Origin of the sequence: Agrobacterium rosae (assembly GCF_002915175.1) — a bacterium.
In the GTDB taxonomy this organism is placed as follows: Bacteria; Pseudomonadota; Alphaproteobacteria; order Rhizobiales; family Rhizobiaceae; genus Agrobacterium; species Agrobacterium rosae.
The window spans coordinates 220214-243171 of record NZ_NXEJ01000005.1; the positions used below are offsets into that span (position 1 = coordinate 220214).

The following is a 22958-nucleotide window of genomic DNA, read 5'->3' on the forward strand; positions in this document are numbered from 1 at the left end:
GATCCTTCTGCAAGAGATCAGCAAACGTCCAATGAATGTTTTCATGCGGATAACCTCATGGCTTGATTGACTGGATATAGGCCCGCCACCCACCATGGTGCGTGACCTCACGGGCACCTTCGGTGGCATAGGGCTCGCAGAGGAAACCGGAGACCTGACTGCCGTCATCCAGCGTAACCTTGCCGATGCCAAGTGGGGCGGGGATATTCTGGACGAAGTGGCCGAATGCTTCCGGTGTCACCTTCCAAACCTCGACAGAAAGGCCTGGGCCGGCAAAGCCGGGAGCGCGGATGAGGCCGGGTTTTGGTGGCGTCGTATTGGGAAGCACGAACAGTCGGTAATTCGCTGCCGTCCGGCAGGCCTTGACCAGCCGACCGCCGGGGCGGGTCAGTTCATGGTTGAGCGGCATGCCTGAAAGATGTGCGCCAACGACGACGATCGGGACCAAGCCGTCGTCCACTTCCATAACGCGCGAGGCATCCGGAAGGGTCGCGGATGTGTCCCGCCCCATTCCGGGAGCAAGCGCTCTGTGCATCGCGTCCGCAAAAGGGGCAAGGGCATCATCGGAAAAGGCCGGGCCAAAGAGCGTGACACCGGCCGGAAGGTGTCCGTCGGGATCGAACCCGGCCGGGATGGCAATTGCCGCATAACCGAACAGATTTGCGAAGTTGGTGTAGCGGCCAAAATGCCCGTTCCTGACGATCGGCTGCTCCAGCATGGCATCGACGGTGTAGGTCGTGGGTGATGTCGGCAGCATCAGCACGTCGGGTTTTTCCGACTCCGCCAATGTCTTCTGGCGAAGCGCTTCCAGCCTGTAGAGCCCCTCGAAGGCATCGACTGCGCTATATTGCGTAGCTCCAGAAATAATGCTGCGCACGGCGGGATCGAAATCCGTCGCGTTGGACACAAAGAAGTCCTTGACCGACGCCAGCCGTTCGGCGACCCACGGGCCGTTATAGAGCAGCTCGGCGGCTTCCCGGAAGGGCGCGTAGTCGAATGGCACGATTTCGGCACCCAGTGCTTTTGCACGTTCGATGGCCGCGTCATAAAGCGCTTCATAGGCGCTGTTGCCGTAAAACTCCCTCTCCCCTTGAGTGAGAACGCCGACCTTGAGGACAGACGACGGCAGGCCGACTGGTTTTGCCACTTTCGAGAAAGGGTCGGCCGGATCGTAACCGTCCATAACCGCGCGGATCGCCACACCATCACCGACCGTGCCGGCGAAGACCGTGACCACATCGACCGAGCGGCACGCGGGAACCACGCCGACATTCGGCACCAGCCCAGGCGTCGGTTTGATGCCGACGATATTGTTGAAGGCTGCCGGCACACGCCCGGAACCGGCCGTATCCGTACCCAGCGCAAAACTTGCCAACCCCGAAGCGACCGCGACGGACGAACCGGAAGAGGAACCACCCGAAACATAGGCTTTGTCGAACACGGATCGTGGCGCGCCGTAAGGGGAACGGGTACCGTTCAGCCCTGTCGCGAACTGGTCGAGATTGGTTTTGCCGATGACGAGACCCCCTGCCGCCTTCAAGCGTGCGACGACGGTCGCGTCGTTTTCCGGCTGGTAGGCAAAGGCCGGGCAGGCAGCCGTCGTCGGCAGGCCTGCGACATCAATATTGTCCTTAACCGCGAAGGGTATGCCCCAAAGCGGAAGGCTGTTCGGCTCCGGTGCCTTCGCCATGAGAGCACGGGCCGCATGCCTGAGATCATCGGCCGATGTCTTCGATATAAAGATCGCGGGATCGTCGGAAGCCGCAATGCGGTTAAGAACTTCCTCGACAAGATCGAGCGGCGAAGTCCCATTGGCATAGAGCGCCTTCAGCGAGGAGAGATCAAGAAAAGCGGGAAACATCAAGCATCCTCCAGAATAACCAGCACATCGCCGGCTTTGATCGTGCGACCCGGCCCGGCACGCAGCTCTCGGACCCGGCCCGATGCATGGGCGGTGACGGATATTTCCATCTTCATGGATTCGATGATGGCGAGCGTCTCACCCGCATCAACCTTCTGACCGACATCAACCAGTATTTTCCAGACATTACCGGGAACGGCACTCTCCACGCCGAAGCACCCTTGCGGGATATCACCGGCGAGACCGACGCTGCCGTTTTCATCTGTCACGAAAGTATCCAGGCCCTGTTCTTTCCACCGGCTGCGCTCCGCTTCGAACGCGGCCTGCTGTCCATTTTTGAAAGCACCGATGCCCGCGGCGTTGCGCGCAAGATTTGCCTCATAGGCAGCATAGCAAAATTCGCCTTCCTCGATGCGGATCGGATAGCCGCCATGCGGGAACACTTCCCGGGCCTCCGTCAACTCTTCGTGGCTGACGGGGAAGAAGCGTATCTGGTCGAAGAAATCCAGCAGCCACGGCTTGTCCTTACCGAACACGGGTGTCTGTCGCCATGTGTTCCACATCTGGATTGTGCGACCGAAAAGCTGATATCCGCCCGGCCCCTCCATGCCATAGATGCACATATAGGCACCGCCGATGCCGACGGCATTTTCCGGTGTCCAGGTGCGTGCGGGATTGTATTTCGTGGTGACAAGCCGGTGGCGCGGATCCAGAGGCGTGGCGACGGGCGCACCGAGATAAACGTCTCCCAGCCCCATCACGAGATAGGACGCATCGAAAATGGTCTGTTTCACCGCCTGCTCGTCAGCAAGGCCATTGATGCGGCGGATGAACTCGATGTTCGACGGGCACCAAGGCGCATTGGGACGAACCAGTTCCTGATACTTGCGCATGGCAAGTTCGGCGGCGGGGTCATTCCAGGAGAGCGGCAGCCAGACAGTGCGGCTCGGAACTTTCACCGATTGCACCGAAGGCATCGTATCCTCGATCTCCGAAAGCAGCCCGAGAAGCCGTGTTCGGCCAAGGTTGGATCCGTCATAGTGAATCTGTAACGAGCGAATGCCCGGCGTCAGATCGATCACGCCCGGAAGCTTTGCTTCTTTCACCGCCTCCATCAACAGATGCGCACGAAGGCGCAACCCAACATCCAGCTGCATCGAGCCATATTCCACCAGCAGATTATCATCACCCTGGCGACGATAGACCACCGGCACGTCGCGATCTCTGTGCGCACCGAGGATCGGAGAGCCTGCCGTTTCACCTATGCCGTGCACGACAGGGCCCGCCACCGGATCGTGCGTTCGCGCGACGGCGTGAAAGTGGATTTTGTCACCCGGTTTGAACTGCCCCATCTTCCATTGCTCATCGGCTGCAATGACTGCAGGGCAAACGAAGCCGCCCAGCGACGGCCCATCAGGACCCAGAATGATGGGCATATCGCCGGTAAAGTCGATCGAGCCTATGGCATAGGCATTGTCGTGAAGATTGGAGGGATGCAACCCTGCCTCTCCCCCATCCGTGCGCGCCCATTTCGGTGCCGGGCCGACCAGACGGACGCCGGTGCGGGCGGAGTTGAAATGGACCTCGTATTCGGCAGAAAACAACGTCTCGATATCGGTGTCGAGAAAGAAATCCGGTGCGCCATGGGGACCATACAGCACGCCCACCGACCATTCGCGGGCAAGCGTTGCAGGCTGCGTTGCCGGTTGGACAACCGTCTGTGGCGCTTTGGCGAGACGCAGGACATGGCCAGCCCGCAGCGTTCCGGTAGCATTGCCGCCGAACTGACCCAGACCGAATGTGGCACGCGATCCCAGCACCACAGGTGCGGCAAAGCCTCCCGACACGGCGAGATAGGCCCGCTGGCCTGCACCCTTGATCTGTCCAATGGCAAGTGTCTGGCCAGCGCGGACGGTAAAGGCCGCATTGTGAGAAACCGGCTCACCATCCAGCTTCATCGGCATATCCGCACCGGCCAGCGCGATAGTGACCTCCGACGAGAATTTCAGAACCGGGCCGGAAACGGTCAGTTCCAGCGCGACCGTGTGGTCGTGATTGCCGACAAGGCGGTTGGCATGGCGGAAGGAACGCTCGTCCATCGGGCCGCTGGGTGGAACACCCACATGCCATAAGCCGAGACGGCCCGGCAGTTCCTGCAGACTTGATTGCGCGCCGGGAGAGACGACTTCAACGACATCGGGGACAAAGACGAAGTCCTTCAGGGCCGTGGTTGCCACATCGCCGCTACCGAAGAGGGCCGACGCTGCGATTGCCTTGAGATATTCGAGGTTGGTTTCGATACCGGAGATGGACGTTTCCACAAGGGCGGCATGAAGATTGGCGATGGCATCGTCACGGGTTTCGCCTGACACGATGACCTTGGCCAGCATCGGATCGTAAAAGGGCGTGATCTCCGTGCCAGTCTCTATCCAGCCATCCACACGCACCGCATCGGGGAAAACCACCTCCGTCAGAAGCCCTGCGCTGGGCCGGAAATCGGCATGGGGCATTTCCGCATAAATCCGCGCCTCGATGGCCGCACCCTTCGGGGCCAACATTTCCTTGCCGGTCAGAACATCCTCGCCGGCCGCCTGGCGGATCATCCATTCGACGAGATCGATGCCGAACACGGCTTCCGTTACCGGATGCTCCACCTGCAAACGGGTATTGACCTCCAGAAAGTAGAACTCTTCGCGAGCAGGGTCATAGATGAATTCCACCGTTCCAGCCGACTGGTATTTCACCTGTCGACCAAGGGCGACCGCCGCGGCGTGAAGCCGATTGCGCACGGCATCGGGAAGATTGGGAGCGGGCGTCTCCTCGATCACCTTCTGGTTTCGTCGTTGTAATGAGCAGTCCCGCTCTCCGAGCGCAATCACGCGGCCCTGTCCGTCGCCGAAAATCTGGACTTCCACATGCCGGGCTTTGGCAACGAAACGTTCCAGATAGACACGGGCATCGCCAAAGCTTGCCTTTGCCGTCCGCTGTACGCTTTCAAAGGCAGTCGTCAAGGCCGGGCCATCCGGGCAGAGCTGCATGCCAATGCCACCGCCACCTGCCGTCGATTTCAACATGACAGGATAGCCAACCGTCTCGGCTGCGTTCAACGCTTCCTCCAGCGATGCCAGCAGATTCGAGCCCGGCAAAAGGGGGACACCGCTTTTGCGAGCAAGTTCCCGCGCCGTGTGCTTAAGGCCGAAATCAGCGATGTTTTCCGGTGTCGGTCCAATGAAAACGATGCCCTCTGCCTTCAGTCGCTCTGCAAAACCAATGTTTTCAGACAGAAATCCATAGCCGGGGTGGACAGCTTCGGCACCGGTCGCCTTGCAGGCAGCAATCACCGCCTCAACATTCAGATAGCTTTCGCTGGCGAGTGCGGGACCAAGACGAACGGCCTCGTCCGCGAGCAGGGCTGCCTTGGCAAATCGGTCGGCGTCAGAGTAAACGGCGACGGAGGCAATGCCCATTGCCCGGAGCGTCTTGATGACACGGACGGCAATCTCGCCACGGTTGGCGATGAGAACTTTTTTGAACATGCCGTCACGCCTCCCCATTCCAGACAAGAATTCGGATCGGCGTGGGGTCGAAACCATTGCAGGGATTGTTGATCTGCGGGCAATTGGAGATCACCATCAGAACGTCCATTTCTGCCTCCAGCTCGACATAGTCTCCCGGTGCGGAAATGCCGTCGACGATGGTCATGCCGCCATTGGGCGAAATCGGAACGTTCATGAAGAAGTTGATGTTGGGCGGGATATCGCGCTTGCCCATGCCGTATCTCGCGACTTCGGCAACGAAATTATCGCGGCAGGCATGGAGATATCTGGTGCCGTGACCAAAGCGCACGGTGTTGCTTTCGCATGAGCACGCCCCGGCCGACGTATCGTGGCGGCCGCAACTGTCGGCAGTCATTTTCAACATCACCCGGCCGTCATTCGACATGATCTTGGTGCCGACAGAGATGTAGGCGGCGTTCTGCTCACGCACCGTGTCCTGGCTGGAATAGCGCTCCGAATAATCCTGTGCGTTATAGAACAATGTATCGATGGCCTGCTGGCCGTAGCTGTCCTCGATACGCACCGTCTGGCCCTTGCGCACCACTGTCGAAAAGGGCTTTTCGGCCGCAACATGGTGGTCCTGCGTGACGGTCTGAGGCGTGCGGGAGGGGTTGGTCAGAATAAAGTCTGTCATGATTGTTTCTCTCGGCTCAAAGATTTGCCAACGCGTTGTTTTCAAAGCCGCGAACCGCCTCTGCGGTGGCCGTGCGGCAGAGATCGTCTACGGCGACAGGCTGTGCGGCGATGCGGGTGATCGTAACCGGTTTTGGCTCATAGCCCGGTCTCGGATCGAGTGGATGCGGGCAGTTGGAGAAGCCGACAACCATGTCCATTTCCGCTCTCAGCTCTATGAAATCGTTGCCATTGAGCAGGGCCTGGTTCCAGAAAAAGCGACCTTCGGCATCAACGCGCACAGGCGCAAACAGCGTGAAGGCTGCGGGTATGTCGCGTCTGTCTAGACCGATCTTCATGGCAAGCTTGACGAAATTGTCACGCGTATCGCGCAGTTGAATGCCGTCATAACGCGCATTGGTGGCCGCATTGGAGCCTCCGACAAGGCAATCATGCGCACCGGACGAGTCCTCGATGATCGAAAACATCACCCGGCCCATATCGGAGAAAATGACACGCCCTTTGGAAAGCCCGGTCGTCCATTGCATTTTGGCCGTATCGGGCAGGTTCATGCGCTCGGAAAAATCCGAACTCGACCAGGCGACGACGGAAATGGCGGAATGCCCTTGCTGGAGGCTGACGCGAAGTAATTCCCCTCGGCGCACATTCGTGGACCAGTACCAGCCACCGGGAATGACTTCGCGGTGAATGATGTTTGTTTCCGCGATATCAGGTTCAGGCAGAGGACTGAAACCCGGCAGAGCCTTCGGCGCGAATTCCAGCCCTTTTTTCTGGTGTTCGTCATAGCGGGCGCGGTTGGCGGCAATTTCTTCGGAAGAGCGTCTTATATGCATGGGGTTCTCCATGGCGTTTTGGTTCGGGTCGTCCCGATTCAATCTGCCCGGATGCCGGGTCGTCCCGGCTGGGCGTTAAAGTCTCAGGCCGTGCCACCGGCGCGGCGCGGTGGCCAGATCGGCAGGTCGCGTGTAATTCGGGCACCGTAACGCAACTTTTCTTCCGGTCTGTCGCGGGGGCGCTCAAACGCAATGACGCGCGTTGCCAGCGTGAAAGCCTCGCGCATGTCATGCGTCACCATGACCACCGTCATTTGCGTTTCATTCCACAGCCGTTTCATGAGTTGGTGGATTTCCGCACGAATGCCGGGATCGAGAGCGCCGAAAGGTTCATCGAGCAGCAAAACCTTCGGGCGCATCAGCAGCGCCTGCGCCAGCGCCAGCCGTTGCTGCATTCCGCCGGAAAGCTGGGCAGGATATTTGTGTTCCGTCCCGGCAAGACCAACATCGGCAATCATTGCCCGCGCTTCATCAATCGCGGCCCGGCGCGCCGTCCCAATGAGCTTCCCGATAAAGCGGGACGATGCCAGTTCCTTGCCGATCAGCACGTTTCCGAGAACGGTCAAATGCGGAAAGACCGAATAGCGCTGGAAGACGATGCCCCGGTCCGGCCCGGGCTCCGGCGACAGCGGCTGGCCATCCAGCAGGATGGAGCCCTGGGTCGGTCTCTCCTGGCCAAGAAGCATACGCAGGAAAGTGGACTTGCCGCAGCCCGAAGGACCGACAAGAGCGACGAAGGCACGGGCCTCGATGTCCAGCGATATGTCTTCCAGAACGATCTGGTCGCCATATTCCTTCCAGACACGGTCAATACGGATCGCGCTCATGGCTTGATCTCCGGCGCGGACCACGGAAAGACGGCGAGACGCACGCGCTCCAGCAAAAAGTCCATGAGGATGGCAATCAGGGTGATCCAGACGACATAGGGAAAGATCACATCCATGGCGAGATATCGGCGCACGAGAAAAATGCGATAACCAAGACCTGAATCCGACGATATCGCTTCGGCAGCGATGAGAAACAGCCAGGCAGGACCGATCTGCAGGCGCAGGCAGGTGATGAGACGCGGCAGGATTTGCGGCAGGACAATGCGCAAGGCGATCTGCAGCGAGTTTCCGCCCAGCGTCTCGGCCTTTATGATCTGCTCGCGTGGCAACTCGATGGCCCTCAGAGCCAGATCGCGGATCATGACCGGCATGACACCGATGACGATGAGGGCGATTTTCGAGATTTCACCAAGCCCCAACATGATGAACAGGATAGGCAGCAAGGCCAGTGGCGGCACCATCGATATTGCGCCGACAAAGGGTGCCAGCAGCGACCGGGCATAGGGCAGCATTCCGATCAGCATGCCGACCGTCAGCGCAAGGGCCGTGGCTATTCCCAGCCCGGACAGGAGGCGAACCAGGCTGGCCATCGTATCCGTCCATAGGACGATGTCGCCCGTGCGACCATCGGGAATGACGGCCATGCGGTTGATGGCATCTGCGAAACTGACAAGCCCCGGCAGAAGCTTGTCGGTTGGATTTTCAGCCAGCCTTGCCGCCGAACCGATGGCGTAGGCCACCAGCATCGCGGCAAACGGGATGATGCCAAGGGCAAGGCGCGCGCCGTTCGACGGCTGCGAATTGATCCAGCGCATTGGGAACTCCAGAATTATCCGGTTGGGAGGGCCGCCGACCAGAGCGGCCCGACGAATGGCTCAGAGTGACCCTTTTGCAGCGGCATCCATGTAATCAGCCACAAAGCGGAACTTGACATTGGCTTTGTCGCCGTGAACCGAACCATCCGGAAACGAGATCCCGATTACATCCACCGAGGTTGCGCCGTTGCCAAGCAGGCCCTTGTCGAACAGGAACTGGCGCACACGATCCATCGTCTTGGGCAGCTCAGGCGATGTCGTGAAGCTGACCGCGTCCGCCGGATTATCGAAGAGCTTCGTCGCGGCCATTTGAGCCTCGAAGCCCTTCAGATCCGTGCCGGACGCCTTGCCCATCTCCTCGCGGGCGGCCTTTCCTTCAGCGCTATCGGCCGTCACGATCTTCATCGTGTCGTACCAGATGCCAGACAGCGCTTTGCCGAAATCCGGGTTATCCTTCAGCACATCCGTATTGGCGACCATCAGATCGATGATCTCCCCAGGGATTTTCGAACTGTCGAACACGGATTTTGCCGAACCGTTTTCGAGAATGGACGAGACAAGCGGATTCCATGTGACGACAGAAGAGACATCCGCCGTCTGGTAGGCCGCGACCATGTCGGCATCGGACGTGTTGACCACCTTCACGTCACGCTCCGAGGCACCAATGCTCTCTAGCGCGCGGGCAAGCAGATAATGCGAAACGGAAAATTCCACCAGATTGACGTTCTGGCCCTTGATATCGGCAAGCTCGGTCTTGTCTTTCAGAATGACTGCGTCATTGCCGTTTGAGAAATCGCCGACGATCACGGCGGTGGTGTCGACGCCACCGGCGGCGGGAATGGAAAGGCCATCCATATTGGTGAGGGTCACCGCGTCATAGGCACCGGCGGTGTACTGGTTCATCGATTCCACGTAATCGTTGAACTGCGTCACCTCGATATTAATGCCGTATTTGTCGGACCATTTCTTGACGATGCCATGGTCGGCAGCATAGCCCCATGGCATCCATCCAACATAAATCGACCAGGCAACTTTGAAGTCCTTCTTCGGCGCAGCGTTCGCCAGTCCCGCCGGAAGAGCCAGCAAGACAGTGAAAGTGGCGATGGAGAGCATTTTGGTGAAAGTCTGCATTGGTATTCCCCTTTTTGCTTTTCTTCAAAAAAGGAATCGGCACGAACCAGCGCCGCCAATTCCTTGGCTAACGAGGTCTCCCGGGCTTTTGTCCCGCCGTGCATCCGAACGGGATTTCTCCCCCGCCCAGTGGCTGCTCTCGGACCAGTCATGCACAATGCACCGGAACCCTAGCGGCCAACTCAAGAGTAGATAAGCAAAGATCGTGCCAACCTGTCATGGTCAGCTGTTGCATAGGATATTCCCAATATGACAACCCGCCGCTGCCTAATTTGCGAACTGCGCTGCGCGTATCGGGATAGTTTTTAGGCACTCACCCGCAACGGGCGCGGGGGACAAGGGGTTCGACGCCGTGAGCGTAGCGGAAGTGATGAAGGCTGCCGGGCTCACCCATCGCGGCTTCTATGGGCATTTCAGTTCACGAGTTGATCGCACAAACGCTTGCCCGTGCCCTTGCTGCAGGTAGCAAAGGACAATGCGATTTCAGCAATTTCGTCAACTCCTGTTTGGCACCACGGCATCGCGATAACGCGGGCGGTGGTTGCCCAACTGCTGGCCTCGCTGCAGCAATTCGCCACCAGACACCTGCCGCACAAGCCGCCATGACAGACGGTATCAGATGAGTTTGCCTGATGGGAAATTGCGAGAAACGTAAAAAGCGAATGGCCTGTGGATACGGCATCAGAATTCCTTCTGATCTGGAGATCGAGCGTCAGCATCGAAGCTAGAAACATCAATTGCTGATTGGCGTGCTGAACGCGTGAGGGTTTTATTATAAAAGGTAAATCGGTCGTCACCCATGGTAATTGCGTATCTTCCGTCGATTATGGCCCGATGATAATTGATTTCGTCGCATGCGGCAAAAGCATCTGCGGACAGGCCGTAAACCCGCTGACCATCATAAGCAAAGGCTGAGTTGAGAAAGCGAAGGCCTGAGGGATCGATACCTGGGATCGTTTTCCGGTAAACTCCGCGTAGCAACATATGGCCATCCGCATCGATCAGCAGATAGTCGTGCACACCGCGCGCCGTCATCGGATCTATCTTGCCAGCTCTCGCCACCGGCTTTCCGCGATAAAGCAGCGTTTCCCCCATGCGGGCGAACACATGACCGAGCGCCACCACAGACGCGGGGTCCGCAATATCCCGCTTTCGAACGCCTTCAACGATCAATCCGCCAGCGTCGCATAGATGCATCAAAGCCCAACTGGTCACAGCCTCTGGCTCTTCAAGGGAGGCGAAGCGCTCCTCTTCGAACCCGTTGGCCTTTGTTCCGCCTGGATCGCCTCCTTGACCAGCTTCTTAAGCGTTTAAACCTCGACTTTGCTCGCTTGCATGTCAGGCTTGGCAATCACATCGAAAGCTACCCGCCCGTCGATGAACGTATCGCTTACCATTACCGGTGTCTCGACCGAGAACTCGATACGTCCACCGCGCTTCTGCATGAAGGAGGCACTGGTGATTTGCGCCAACACGCCGACCGGTTGACCGGTAAACGTCAAGACGAGAAACGCGCCCATCGCTTCCCTATAGGCTTCGTATTCGGTTTCGGAGGTTTCAAGCTGGTAGGTTTGGCCCGGTAAGACTTCGCCATCCGCAACGAGGCCAAGCAGTGAGCCGGTACCGGGGTCGACGTCGCGCCACAAACCGACTCCAGTATCCTGAGATTGACCGGGCTTTGCTTTCCATGCGGCCGAATGATTGGTGATGTTTTTCGGGGCAGTAAAACTGCAACGAAGTCATAATTTGTGCAGTCTGTGAACAAAATAAGCCTTTCGAATTCTCAACGACACAAAGTCTACAATTCCTGCCTTATTTCTGCAACGAATGAGTGCGAGTTCTCGTTCCCGACTACGGCGCTTCAACGAATCTACACTGCCAGGTGATGACAGATGAATGAAAATGTAGCCTTGAGTGTTGTGCAGCGACCGCCGGTTGAAATCTCATTTTCGGACGAACTTGCGGCATTGCGCAGCGATGACCGTGGCCCCAAGCCGCCCGGTTGGGCGCTGTCTTTGAAAAGCGTCAAAACCTTTATCCTCGGCGGCAACGGTGCAACTGCCAAACTCGTCGCATCGCCTTCCCTCATCGAGCGCGCCATGGTGACCCTCGCAACGTCGCGCGCGCTGTTGCTCATTGGCGAACCGGGAACGGCCAAGAGTTTGCTGTCGGAACTGCTTGCTGCGGCAATCAGCGGGGATTCGACACTAACCATTCAGGGCGGCGCATCTTTGAGCGAGGATCAGATACGTTACGGTTGGAATTATGCTCTTCTAGTGAGCGAGGGGCCGACGCGGCGGGCGCTTGTACCTGCGCCGCTTCACCGAGGCATGTCGGATGGCAAGGTTGTCCGTTTCGAAGAAATTACGCGCTGCCCGCTCGAGGTTCAGGATAGCCTGTTGTCCGTTCTTTCAGACCGCGTGATGGCCGTGCCGGAACTGTCGGGCGACGACGGTATGGTTTTTGCCAAGGAAGGCTTCAACATCATCGCCACCGCCAATACTCGCGACCGTGGTGTCAACGAAATGTCTGCCGCCTTGAAGCGGCGTTTCAACTTCGAAACCGTTTTCCCCATTCGTGATGCGGATGAGGAACTTGCGCTGGTCAAGCGGGAGGCGGGAAAATTGCTTGCGCGGTCGGGCGTTCCTGCACCACCCGATGACGATACTCTGGAGGTGCTGGTGACCTGCTTCAGAGAGTTGCGCGAAGGTCTTTCGGTCGAAGGGGGCATGGAGCGGTTAAGCTCGGTCATGAGTACAGCTGAGGCGGTCAGCGTCGCCCATGCTATTGGTATTCGTGGCCATTACCTTCGCGGTGACGCTGGCCGTCCCGAGGATATTGTCGAATGCCTTGCGGGCACGGCGGCAAAGGACAATGCGGAGGATCTGACGCGGTTGCGCCGCTATCTTGAGCAGAAGGCATCCAAGCGATCAGGCGAGGCGTGGAAGGCGTTTTATGCAGCCCGGCATCTCCTCACATCCTGATCCCGACGAGCAATGCAGTTCTAATGATCGCCTCATCGTCATCGGTGTGCGGCATCATTCACCTGCCTGCGCGCAACTTGTTCGTCGCACCATCGAGGATCATAGGCCTGCATTCGTGCTGATCGAAGGCCCGACAGATTTCAATCCCCATATCGACGATTTGAGGCTCGCTCATCAACTGCCGCTGGCCATATTCAGTTTTCACTCAACACCGCGTCGCGTGCACGCCTCTTACTCCCCCTTCTGCAGCTATTCGCCGGAGTGGCAGGCTTTGCAAGCGGCGTGGTCCACAGGTGCCAGACCGCTCTTTTGTGATCTGCCCGCCTGGCACCCGGATTTCGGGGATCGAACCAACCGCTATGCCGATCAGCATGGAAAGAGGGCAGCCGCAGTCGAGCGGGCTGCGGCAAATGCGCTCGGTGAAGATGGGCGCGATGCATTCTGGGACGCGATTGCCGAACAATCTCCGCCGGAGGAGCTTGGGGAACGCCTCGCATATTATTTCGATCTGCTGCGCCCGGATGGGGCGGAAGATCCGCAGGAGCTTGCTCGTGAACGCTACATGGCCGCGCATGCGGCTTGGGCCTTGAGGGAGGCGAAAGACAGAAAGGTTGTTCTCATCTGCGGTGGCTGGCATGCACAGGCCATACGGATGCTGGCGCGACAAGCGGATGGAGACATACCGGCGATCCCACCGCTCGATGAGGGAGAACGAGCAGGAAGCTACGTGGTGCCCTATGAATATCGAAGGCTTGACCGGTTCGCCGGTTACGCATCCGGCATGCCATCGCCAGCCTATTACGAAGATGTTTTTGCATATGGGCTGGATCAGGCGGCTGACAATGCGCAGAATGCGATTGCTGCATCTCTGCGCGCTGCCGGACAGGTCGTTTCCACGGCAGATCGCGTTGCGTGGCACGCCCATGCCAAAGTGCTCTCGATGGCGCGTGGGCACCGGTCCGTGTTGCGCGCAGATCTCCTGGACGCAGCATTGGCAACTTTGGTCAAGGACGCGCTTGATTTGCCTGCCGCCTGGACCCGGGAAGGTGCCTTGCGATCTGGAACACACCCCGCCCTCGTTGCCATGCTTCGCGCCTTGACGGGAGAGCGTTGCGGCAAGCTGGCACCCGGCACCCGCCAACCGCCTTTGATGGGCGATATCCGCGTGAGGCTCGATGAACTCGGACTGATGCCGGAGCCGCGACCACGCAACTTGGTGCTGGATTGGAACGTGCCTCTCGATCGGGAGCGGGCGCATTTGCTGCACGCGCTCTGTATCCTTGGCATCCCTGGCATAGACCGTGGCGGTGAGCCGACTGCCCTCGGCACCGTTGCGCCGAAGGAGACGTTCCGGCTGGTCATTCATCGCGATGCAGATGGCGCGCAGATCGAGGCCTCGCGTTGGGGTGGCACAGTGCCCATGGCTGCAGCAGCGGTTCTTTCGGATCGTGCCGAGCACGCGGGAGACGATCTTGAAAGCCTTTCCGCCTGCCTCGCCGATGCGTTGTTTGCTGGCCTGTTGGCGCTTGAGAACGAATTGACGGAGCGGATCGCTGCAGGTCTCGCATCGTCTCACGATATCCGCGCTATCGGCGCGGCAGGGCTGGAGGTTGTCAGGCTTTACCGCTTTGGAGAGGTGTTCGGAGAGGCTGCGCATAAGGCTTTGGGGCGGCTCTGCGAAGCGGTGTTTGCCCGGGTAATGTGGATCATGGAAGTCATTCGCAACGAGGATGAAGGTATCAGGTCCATCCGTGCGCTGCTTGCTTGCAGGGACATGATGCGGGATTGCCCGACGCCCAACATGGACATTTCCTCCTTCATCGCTGGCTTGGAACGTTGTGTCTCGAACCCTGAGACACCAGCAGCGCTCTCGGGTGCTGCTTTTGGAACGCTGATCGCATGCGGGAAAACATTCCCTGACGATGTCTGCGGACGCATGCAGCGTTTCAGCGGACCTGACAGGCTGGGTGATTTCCTGTCTGGCCTGTTTGCGTTGGCGCGCGAGGACATTTCGAAGAGTGTGTCGGTCATCGGCTCCGTTACCGCGATGGTTGAAGGCTGGACCGACGAGGCATTTTTGCGCGCATTGCCGTCACTCAGACGAGCCTTTTCATTCTTCCCACCGCGTGAGCGCGAAAGATTGGCTGGTGCCATTGTGCGGTCCCATGGCGGCAACGAGGCGCAGGCGGAAGTTCAGGCCATGGCGTGGATGCGTCAATCGACGCCGATGGCAGATCAGGCGAGCGCGATAGCGCTCGAGGCGACTGTGGCTCGGCGTCTTGCCGAAGCCGGATTGATTTGATGTGAGGAAGGTAAAAATGGAACGCTACGAACTCGTTGAAGGCACATCGTCAAAGTTCTGGGAAGTCTTCGTCTCAGGTGTTTCACTTAAAATCCGCTATGGCCGTATCGGCACGCAGGGCCAGTCCAAGGACAAGGACTTTTCGACTGCGGAAGACGCCGAAAAGGAAAAGAAGAAGCTGGTAAAAGAAAAGACCGGCAAGGGTTATTCGCGCGTTGCAGACAGTGACGCGCCCACGCCTTCGGCACCTGCCGACACTTCCCCAGAGACGTCCAAAGACAAAACACCCGCGACGCCATTGCCCGCTGAAGCCGCAAGCGAAGCTGCGTCGCCGCCGCCCGTTGCAAAACCTGTGGTCGATACTGATCGTGAGGAAATTCTGAGCCGGCTGATAGGCTCGGCTCTCCCAACACGTTCTCGACGGTTTGCTGTTGCAGATCCGGTAAAAGTCTGGGCAAAGCTGCGCAGTTACGTTGCCCTCATCAAGGACAACGCCCAAGACGAACGGCTCGAAGCGTGGAACTGGCTGGACGCAAAGATTCAAGAAGCCGGTGAAGCAGGAGAGTCCCTAGGGGTGTCCACCGCCGCGGAAGTTCGCGAATGGGCAGAAAAGATCGAGCAGGCGAGCAAATATCTCACCGTCTATTTGGGTGAAAGCCAGAAAAAGACGTCTGCCAGTCTTGTATGCCTGGACTACTTTTTCGAGTTTCTATCCGCAAAGCGCGGCATGCCTTTCGTGGTGGAAGCGATGCTGCCGCTTGTCGGGATCGATCCCAGCAATCGACGTGGCTATGAAGCCTCATCATTGAGTTCGCCGCGCGAACTTGCTCTTCGCGATTACATCACTGCCGCGTCCGATCAGGATTACGAGGCAATCATTACGATGCTGACCGAAGCCTCCCAAACGGAAACCGATTGGCGCAGGAAGGCAGCCTTCGCATTTATGCTGGGTGATGACCGGGATGTGGCGCATGAGTTGACGCCGCTCGCTGTCCTGTCCGCAGCTCAGGATGCGGGGGAGGACGTTGGTGCTATACTTGCCATGGTGCCGCTCGTGCTGGATGCCCAGCCGTCTGCTGCGGCACGCTGGCGCACGAAGCGTTCCTATTTCATTTTCTTCATGTATTACGACCTGACGCTCGACGACATTCTCGCAACCGCCATAAAGACGGCGCGGCACTACCAGGAGTCCGCACTGCCGACGCTCGAATGGCTGCTCCATTATGGTTATGAAGGTCAGCGAACAGAGATCGCACGCGTCATCCTTGCGACGGGTGAAAGTGGCGCGTTGGCCAAGCTTTTGCCGTTCATTCACGAAAAGTGGATACGTCCCGCGGTCGATCAGGCGTCAGAAGAAGACCCCGCCTTCATGTTTGGTCAATATCTGGCAACGCTGTCAGCTGGCAGCAACGAGCCTGTTATTCGCGCCCGTGCCATGGATTTCGTCAAGCAGTATCAGAAAGAGACACTGGAAAGCTGGGCCACGGAACCAAGGTGGAAAACCCAGCTGCAGAAGCTGCTCGATGTCCATGATGTTGCGCGTGCACCGACCGAAGCTCTGCCTGTCGTGTTGCGTGATCCGCCATGGCGCAAGAAAAAGAAGGCCGTTGACGATACCGTTATCGAGCTCTCGCCGTTGGAGACCCCCTTCCGCTACCTGCGCGAAGGGCCGCCGCCGGAGGAGTACCATTGGCGCATACGGCACGCTCGCATAGTCTCGACAACCGAGGAACTGATCGACGCCATCAGGGAATTCGAGAGCAAAGACGTTTCCGATTGGAAAAAAGTGCCACGCTCGATGGCGGTTCCACAGAAGGGCGATGACTTGGAAGACGTGTTGGCATTCGTCTCGAGGAGAGTGTCAGAGTTTCAGGACTATTACAGGGCTGGATATTATGATTGGGACAAGCTGATAGGAGGCATCGAGAAGCAATTTGATTCTTTATCGTTGACCTTATGGGGCCAGCCTAAAGTTCTGCCGTCCTACTACATGGGCGATATTTGCCCACGTATGATCGATCGCTTTGGCGAACGAGCGTTACCCGGTCTGATCCGGAACTTGGAGAGCGACCCGATCGGCATGCTACAACATGTCAAGGACGTCGATTTCGCGGGCATTGCACCCCTCGCCGCGCGCGCGCTCTTGAAGCTGAAGAAGGCACGAATTCCGGCCATGCAGTGGCTACGTCTTTACAGGCGTACCGCCATAACGAGACTCCTTCCCGAAGCCACAAGCAAGCCCGGCCCCTCGCGCGATGCTGCGGAACACACACTTCGCTGGATGGTAACAGATCGCGCCGATGCGCGGGACGAAATTCTTGAGATCGCCAAATTGTACGAGCCGCAATCGCCCGATGTGATGAAGGCGATCTGGGAGGTTCTGGATCGTGATCCCTATGCCAGATTCCCTGCCCGTATCGCCAAGCTGCCAGCCTGGTTCAACCCCGGTGCGTTGACCCGTCCGGTGCTGAAAGATGGCGGTGCCCTGCCGGACGAGGCACTGGCCGCGATCGCGGAAATGCTATCATTCTCGACGCCCGAGGCCATCTATGCCGGTCTTGATGCGGTAAAGGAGGTCACGACGCCAGAGAGCCTCGCGCGCTTTTCCTGGGATCTTTTCGGTGCCTGGCTTGCCGAAGGTGCTCCCAACAAGGAAGGGTGGGCTTTACGCGGCTTGGGCTGGCTTGGAGATGATGAATGCGCCCGCCAACTGACGCGGCTTGTGCGTAAGTGGCCCGGCGAATCCGCCCATCAACGCGCTGTCACCGGTCTCGATGTTCTTGCCGATATCGGTACGGATGTGGCGCTGATGAACCTCAATGGTATCGCAGAGAAGCTGAAGTTCAAAGGACTCCAGGAAAAGGCGCGCGAAAAGATCGCCGCAATCGCCGAGGCGCGTGACCTGACGCCGGAAGAGCTTGCCGATCGTCTCGCCCCTGATCTTGATCTCGATGAGCGCGGCGGTCTCGATCTCGATTTCGGGCCGCGCCGCTTCCGCGTGGGTTTCGATGAATTCCTGAAACCATGGGTGAAGGATGAGACAGGCAAGCGTCTGAAGGATTTGCCCAAACCGAATAAGGCCGACGATGCGACGCTATCAGCGGCATCGGTGAAGACCTGGGCTGCGGTGAAGAAGGATGCGCGAGCTGTCTCAAGCCTTCAGATCACGCGCCTTGAAAACATGTTGTCGACATCCCGCCGGGTTTCGCCCGAAGTGTTTTGGCTCTTTTTCGCAAGCCATCCATTGATCCGCCACCTCTCCCAGCGTCTCGTCTGGGGCGTCTATGACGATACTGACCCCCAAACTGCGCCCACAACGCTCTTCCGGGTCGGCGACGATCTTGCTTTTACTGACGCAGAGGACGAGCCGATCACGCTCGATCTCTCCGCCGGTGCGACCGGCTTGATTGGACTAGTTCATCCATTGCATCTGCCAAAGGGCGGGCTCGATGCCTGGGGCGCTCTGTTTGGAGACTACGAGATTTCGCAGCCTTTCCCTCAGCTTGGGCGAGAGACTTACGAGCTGACACAAGACGAGAAGCAGGCGTCCACGATCACCCGGTTCGCCGATATCGAGGTGGAGGCGGCACGACTGCGCGGTATGTCGCCACGCGGCTGGGACCTCGGTTCGGTTGAGGACGGGGGCTGTATCTCCTGGCTGGAGCGGCCGGTGCGCTTTACCGATGGCAAGGTCAATACTGCCATGTTCGGCTTTGATCCCGGCATCTTCACCGGCGGTGGCGATTGGGAGGAAAAGTTTCAGAAACTGCAGCACATTACGCTTTATCGACCCTACAGTCAGCCGGGAAGCGATACGCGTACCTTTGGCGAGCTTGATCCGGTAACCGCCAGTGAAATGCTTCGCGGATTGAGCCTGCTTGCCGCCACGGCGGCAAAATGAGCGTAGCAGCTCTCGATGCCCTGACACGTTGGCGTCTGGTTCTCGGAGAAGCGGCACAGGGTGCCTGTGCCGCTGCCGGGTGCGGGCTGTCCAGCGAGGCGGCGGCCATGGATGCCGCCCTTGAATGGCTTTATGGCCGTGATGAGGATGGTGGCTCCCGCAATATCGCGCGCCGGGGTGGGCGCGAGGGATCGGTCCTGACCACACCGGAATGGATAAATGATATCCAACGGCTGTTTCCTAAGGAAACGATCGAGCGACTGGAGCGCGATGCCATAGAGCGCTACGCCATTGATGACGTGGTCACCAACCCGGAGGTTCTGCAACGCGCAGTGCCCAATGAAACGCTGCTGAAAGCAGTTCTGCGCACAAAGCATCTCATGTCCCCGGATATCCTGCTGCTTGCACGAAAACTGGTGCAGGACGTCGTGCGGCAATTGATGGAAAAACTGGCGCGGGATATGTCTCTAGCCTTCTCCGGCGTCATGGACCGCAGGCGACACAGCCGGTTTCGGATCGCCAGCGATCTCGATTTTCGTCGAGTGCTGAAAGACAATCTCAAACATTACGACCCCGAAACAGGCAAGATGACGGTCGAGAAACTGCATTTCTTCGCCCGCAATCGTCGGCACATGAAGACGTGGCAGATCATCCTCCTTGTCGATCAGAGCGGATCGATGCTGGACTCGGTCATTCACTCAGCGGTGACGGCAGCTTGCCTCTGGGGGCTCCCCGGCGTTCGGACACATCTCGTCGCCTTCGACACGAATGTCGTCGATTTGACCAAGGATGTGGACGACCCCTGTGAGTTGCTCATGAAAGTACAGCTTGGTGGCGGGACCGATATTCAAGGTGCAGTGTCCTATGCGGCGGGCCTTATCGAACATCCCGACCGGGCGATCGTCGTTCTTATCTCTGATTTCTTCGAAGGTGCCAGCCCGGCCATGCTTGTGGAACGGGTTGCCGCACTCGTTGCCCAACGTACGCTCGTTCTTGGACTTGCTGCCCTGGATACTGCCGCTACACCCGTTTATGATGGCAATATGGCGCAGAAGCTGGTTGCGGCAGGCGCGGAAGTCGGGGCGATGACGCCGGGCGAGCTTGCGGGCTGGCTTGCCGAAAAGATCGGGCGCTAGCCATGTTAAGACCGGACCTCGTTGCCTTAACAGACCAGGGATTGATCCAGCTTTCCAACGCAGGGCTTGTAAAGCGTGCCTTGCGCGAGTTGGAAACGGGTGCGCTTCCCGAGCTGCAGGAAGCGAACGATGCGATTATTGCGCGGTTTGCCGATGGTACGTCGACGCGTCTGTGTTCGGGACAAGCCTTGGCGGACGCCGCTTGCAGTTGTCCGTCCTCCGGCATGTGCAGGCACCGTGTCATGTTGGCCGTCACCTATCGCGCGCGTCATGCGGCAGAGAATGGAGGCGATGCATCGGAGCCCGATTGGAACCCGGCCTCGTTTGATGCCGAGCAGGTTGCCGATAGTCTGTCTGCGTCTGCAAAGGCAGAGCTATCCCAGCTTCTGCGGTCGCGTCATACCGTGCGCCTTGAATATGGAAAGACCCCGACAGCTTATCTCCCGATGGCCACCGTGCGTTTTCTGGTTCCGGGCGATCTTTCCTATACGCGTTGTGACTGTGAACTTGGCACGCACTGTGCGCATGTTGGCATGGCTGTCAAAGCATTTCAGACAGCGGAACGCGGCTCCCAAACCATTATCGGAGGTGCTTCAGAAAACGGGGCGAGCATTGATCTCATGCCGCTGCGCATTGCCTGTGATGCGGTTATAGAAAGGCTGCTCGAGGCGGGCGTCGCTGCCGGTCCCGAAGCGCATGCGCAGACAATTGAAGCTGCCCGCCGGAGCGCGCAGCAAGCGAACGCAATCCAACTTTTGCTGGTTCTGGAAGCGCTGGAAGAGCAAATTTCGGACTATGACAATCGTAGCGCCCGACACGGCGAACGCTTTGTTTTACAGCTTGCTGCAGGACTTTTTGCACGTACGCGAGCAACAGATAGCGCGTCGGCGTTGGGTCTGGGAGAACCATTCGAGACGCCAATGGGCAAAACGCGTCTGGTGTCTCTGGGAGCGCGACTGCGTCAGCAAGGGGCTGACATACGTGCATCCGTCTTGCTTGCGGATAGCGATACCGGCGCGACAATGCTGATGGAAAAGCCGTTCTCACCTCTGCCCACGCAGGATGCTCGCGGATTTGTAACCTCGCTTCCCACGCGGCAAATGTCGATTGGCATGCCCGTGGGTGGTTTGGGGCGAGGGCAAATCCTGACGAGTGTCGCACGTCGCCGCGCTGACGGAATGTTGACGCTTGGGCGCGGCTCGGGTGGCCGGAGCCAGCTTATGCCGCGTGATGCGCTGTTCACCTTCCCCCAACCGTTGGCGGCGACGAGCGTGGAAAGGGTGGCGGCTGAATTGAGTAACCGGCAAATCTCGCTGCTGCGCCCGTATCGGCGCTTCGATACGCTACACGTCTTTGATATCGATGAGGTCACCGGACAGTCCTGGGCACCCGGACGTCAGCTTTGGGAGGCTGGCGCTCATCTTGCAAATGATGGCGGCAAGATATGGTTCGAACGCCCGTTCGATGCTGCCGCACCCGGTGCGCCCGGTATCCTTGCCGTGGCATTCGAGGGAAAATGGGGGCCAGTAAGACAGGTGACCGGCACCTTGCGTCTGGATGGCGACGCCGTCGTCTGTGAACCGTGGTCCATCTCGGCAGATCGTTTTATCGTGCCTGATCTGGAGGTAGACGAGAGCGATCACACAGTGGCGGCGATCGCAACATCTGCAAAGCGTGACGTTCTCGACGAGGCGGAAGACTTGCTCAGTGGTATGCTGCATGCGGGCCAGCGATCTCGAGTAACGGTACAAGCATTGGCTCCTATTATATCGAGCCGGCTGCTGGAGAGCGGCTATCGCCAGGCTTCGCAACACATGAACCGTGACATCACCACGCTGGGTGGCGAGCCGTTTTGCAAAGCAGCGATATGGCTGCTGACATTGCGAGAAAGTCGTGACACGGACACGGCATAAGAAAATTGGATGAGACCGTCGCATTGGATGCCGTTGAAGAGCACGCGAGACGGTGAGCAGGCCGAACGAAGTGGTTGGCCAGATCCAGGAGGCGATAAAATAAGACGGATTGATCAAAAACAAACGATATTACACCATCTATGGGAGCTTAAATGAGTCGTTTCAATTTCGGGGTGTTATCCGCTTCAGCATGCATCTGGATCGCATCCATCGTACCAAGTTATGCTGATGATGGATCAATCAAGGAATTTCTGCTCGACCAAGGCTGCGCGCTCGGCCCCTCCACGCTGTCGGCCGCGATAAACGCCAAGATTGACCCAGCCCTAATCGCGAAACTTACAGCGGAGGCAAACGCAGACAGCGGCACGATCAAGACTGGTGACTGGATGGTGCTCCCAAGAGATAAGTGCGAAATCCAACCACCAAGGGTCAAAAGTGCGATAGCGGTTGACGATCCAGAGGTATCACAAAACACCTCTGCGGTGGATGCCTACATAAAAGATGGCTCACCTGGCTGCTATCTTGACGGCCCTTCGCTCTTTGAAGCCGTAGAAATCTCAAGGGGATGGGCTCCAGACAAGGCAAATCAGGAGTACCTGCGCTTTTTGAGCGCTGGTCTGACCTCCGGCGATCTATCGTTCTTCTCATCGGATCCGCTCCGAACTCCGCCAGGCATAATGATAACCCGCGGCGATTGCGCGAACATTCCGCAGATACACGACATCAGGAGGAGCCACGAGCTTCTCGTCAAACACTTCGACGCCCTGATCCGGTCCGACGCTGCCGGGGAAGCGACCTGCGACAGCCTCGGTTTTCCAAGTTGGAATTTCACCAAGGTTTCAGAAGGAATCCTTGGCGAAAAAGCTCCGAATGCCTGGATGGGCTTTGAAATCAGCTTCATCGCAATGGGTGCAGGTTGGTTCGAGGGACAGTCAGCAACAGAAAAAGGTCGTCCCCGCCCGCCCCTCTGCCATTATGACGGCCGTTGATCAATTCGAACCAACCGTGCAATCCACATCACCCTATCGCACCAATGAACATCCCATCAGCCTTATTCCGCCCCGC

Annotated in this window: 15 protein-coding genes, 1 pseudogene and 1 riboswitch; of the genes and pseudogenes, 7 read left to right on the top strand and 9 right to left on the bottom strand. The window is 58.3% G+C overall.

The annotated features are described in order from the left end of the window. Positions 1-55: 55 nt before the first annotated feature. The 7 genes from atzF to CPJ18_RS10985 form a co-directional block, all read right to left on the bottom strand. On the bottom strand, positions 56-1861 hold the full coding sequence (gene atzF / locus CPJ18_RS10955; protein ID WP_103658208.1) for an allophanate hydrolase: 1806 nt from the start codon (positions 1859-1861) through the stop codon (positions 56-58). Further along, positions 1861-5397 carry an urea carboxylase gene (gene uca, locus CPJ18_RS10960; RefSeq protein ID WP_103658210.1) on the bottom strand — a complete coding sequence of 1179 codons (3537 nt, stop codon included), beginning with the start codon at positions 5395-5397 and terminating at the stop codon, positions 1861-1863. The genes atzF and uca overlap by 1 nt, the downstream gene beginning before the upstream one ends. Before the next feature lie 4 nt (positions 5398-5401). Then, entirely contained in the window at positions 5402-6052 is a 651-nt protein-coding gene (locus CPJ18_RS10965; RefSeq protein ID WP_103658212.1) for an urea amidolyase associated protein UAAP2, read from the bottom strand. 16 nt (positions 6053-6068) lie between these two features. Further along, a complete protein-coding gene (locus CPJ18_RS10970; RefSeq protein WP_103658306.1) occupies positions 6069-6884 on the bottom strand; it encodes an urea amidolyase associated protein UAAP1 in 816 nt (271 codons plus the stop codon). 83 nt (positions 6885-6967) lie between these two features. Next, positions 6968-7711, bottom strand: coding sequence for an ABC transporter ATP-binding protein (locus CPJ18_RS10975; RefSeq protein WP_103658214.1), 744 nt, complete (start codon positions 7709-7711; stop codon positions 6968-6970). Then, positions 7708-8526, bottom strand: coding sequence for an ABC transporter permease (locus tag CPJ18_RS10980; protein ID WP_103658216.1), 819 nt, complete (start codon positions 8524-8526; stop codon positions 7708-7710). The genes CPJ18_RS10975 and CPJ18_RS10980 overlap by 4 nt, the downstream gene beginning before the upstream one ends. A 60-nt stretch (positions 8527-8586) precedes the next feature. Then, a complete protein-coding gene (locus CPJ18_RS10985; RefSeq protein WP_103658218.1) occupies positions 8587-9657 on the bottom strand; it encodes a putative urea ABC transporter substrate-binding protein in 1071 nt (356 codons plus the stop codon). A gap of 75 nt (positions 9658-9732) precedes the next feature. Further along, positions 9733-9842, bottom strand: a riboswitch (guanidine-I (ykkC/yxkD leader). 149 nt (positions 9843-9991) lie between these two features. Here CPJ18_RS10985 and CPJ18_RS10990 point away from each other — a divergent pair. Then, positions 9992-10277, top strand: a pseudogene (locus CPJ18_RS10990) (TetR/AcrR family transcriptional regulator); the annotation flags it as partial. Positions 10278-10338: 61 nt separating this feature from the next. On the opposite strand, the gene CPJ18_RS10995 reads toward CPJ18_RS10990, so the two are convergent. Beyond that, complete coding sequence (locus CPJ18_RS10995; protein WP_146258673.1) at positions 10339-10830, bottom strand: hypothetical protein; 492 nt, start codon at positions 10828-10830, stop codon at positions 10339-10341. A gap of 137 nt (positions 10831-10967) precedes the next feature. Beyond that, the gene (locus CPJ18_RS11000; protein WP_103658221.1) at positions 10968-11303 is read right to left on the bottom strand and encodes a hypothetical protein; all 336 of its coding nucleotides are present in this window, start codon (positions 11301-11303) and stop codon (positions 10968-10970) included. Positions 11304-11549: 246 nt separating this feature from the next. On the opposite strand from CPJ18_RS11000, the gene CPJ18_RS11005 reads away from it, so the two are divergent. The 6 genes from CPJ18_RS11005 to CPJ18_RS11030 all read left to right on the top strand — a co-directional run bounded on the left by CPJ18_RS11005 (position 11550) and on the right by CPJ18_RS11030 (position 22882). Beyond that, positions 11550-12641, top strand: a complete 1092-nt coding sequence (locus CPJ18_RS11005) for an ATP-binding protein (RefSeq protein WP_103658223.1) — start codon at positions 11550-11552, stop codon at positions 12639-12641. Next, the gene (locus CPJ18_RS11010) at positions 12613-14943 is read left to right on the top strand and encodes a DUF5682 family protein (RefSeq protein ID WP_103658225.1); all 2331 of its coding nucleotides are present in this window, start codon (positions 12613-12615) and stop codon (positions 14941-14943) included. The genes CPJ18_RS11005 and CPJ18_RS11010 overlap by 29 nt, the downstream gene beginning before the upstream one ends. Positions 14944-14959: 16 nt before the next feature. Continuing rightward, positions 14960-18844: a WGR and DUF4132 domain-containing protein gene (locus CPJ18_RS11015; protein ID WP_103658227.1), complete on the top strand. Its 3885-nt coding sequence runs from the start codon at positions 14960-14962 to the stop codon at positions 18842-18844. Next, positions 18841-19980 carry a VWA domain-containing protein gene (locus CPJ18_RS11020; protein ID WP_103658228.1) on the top strand — a complete coding sequence of 380 codons (1140 nt, stop codon included), beginning with the start codon at positions 18841-18843 and terminating at the stop codon, positions 19978-19980. The genes CPJ18_RS11015 and CPJ18_RS11020 overlap by 4 nt, the downstream gene beginning before the upstream one ends. 2 nt (positions 19981-19982) lie before the next feature. After that, positions 19983-21893 (top strand): hypothetical protein, encoded by a 1911-nt coding sequence (locus CPJ18_RS11025; RefSeq protein WP_103658230.1) that lies wholly within the window; start codon positions 19983-19985, stop codon positions 21891-21893. A 152-nt stretch (positions 21894-22045) separates the two neighbouring features. Continuing rightward, complete coding sequence (locus CPJ18_RS11030) at positions 22046-22882, top strand: hypothetical protein (protein ID WP_103658232.1); 837 nt, start codon at positions 22046-22048, stop codon at positions 22880-22882. Positions 22883-22958: the final 76 nt, after the last annotated feature.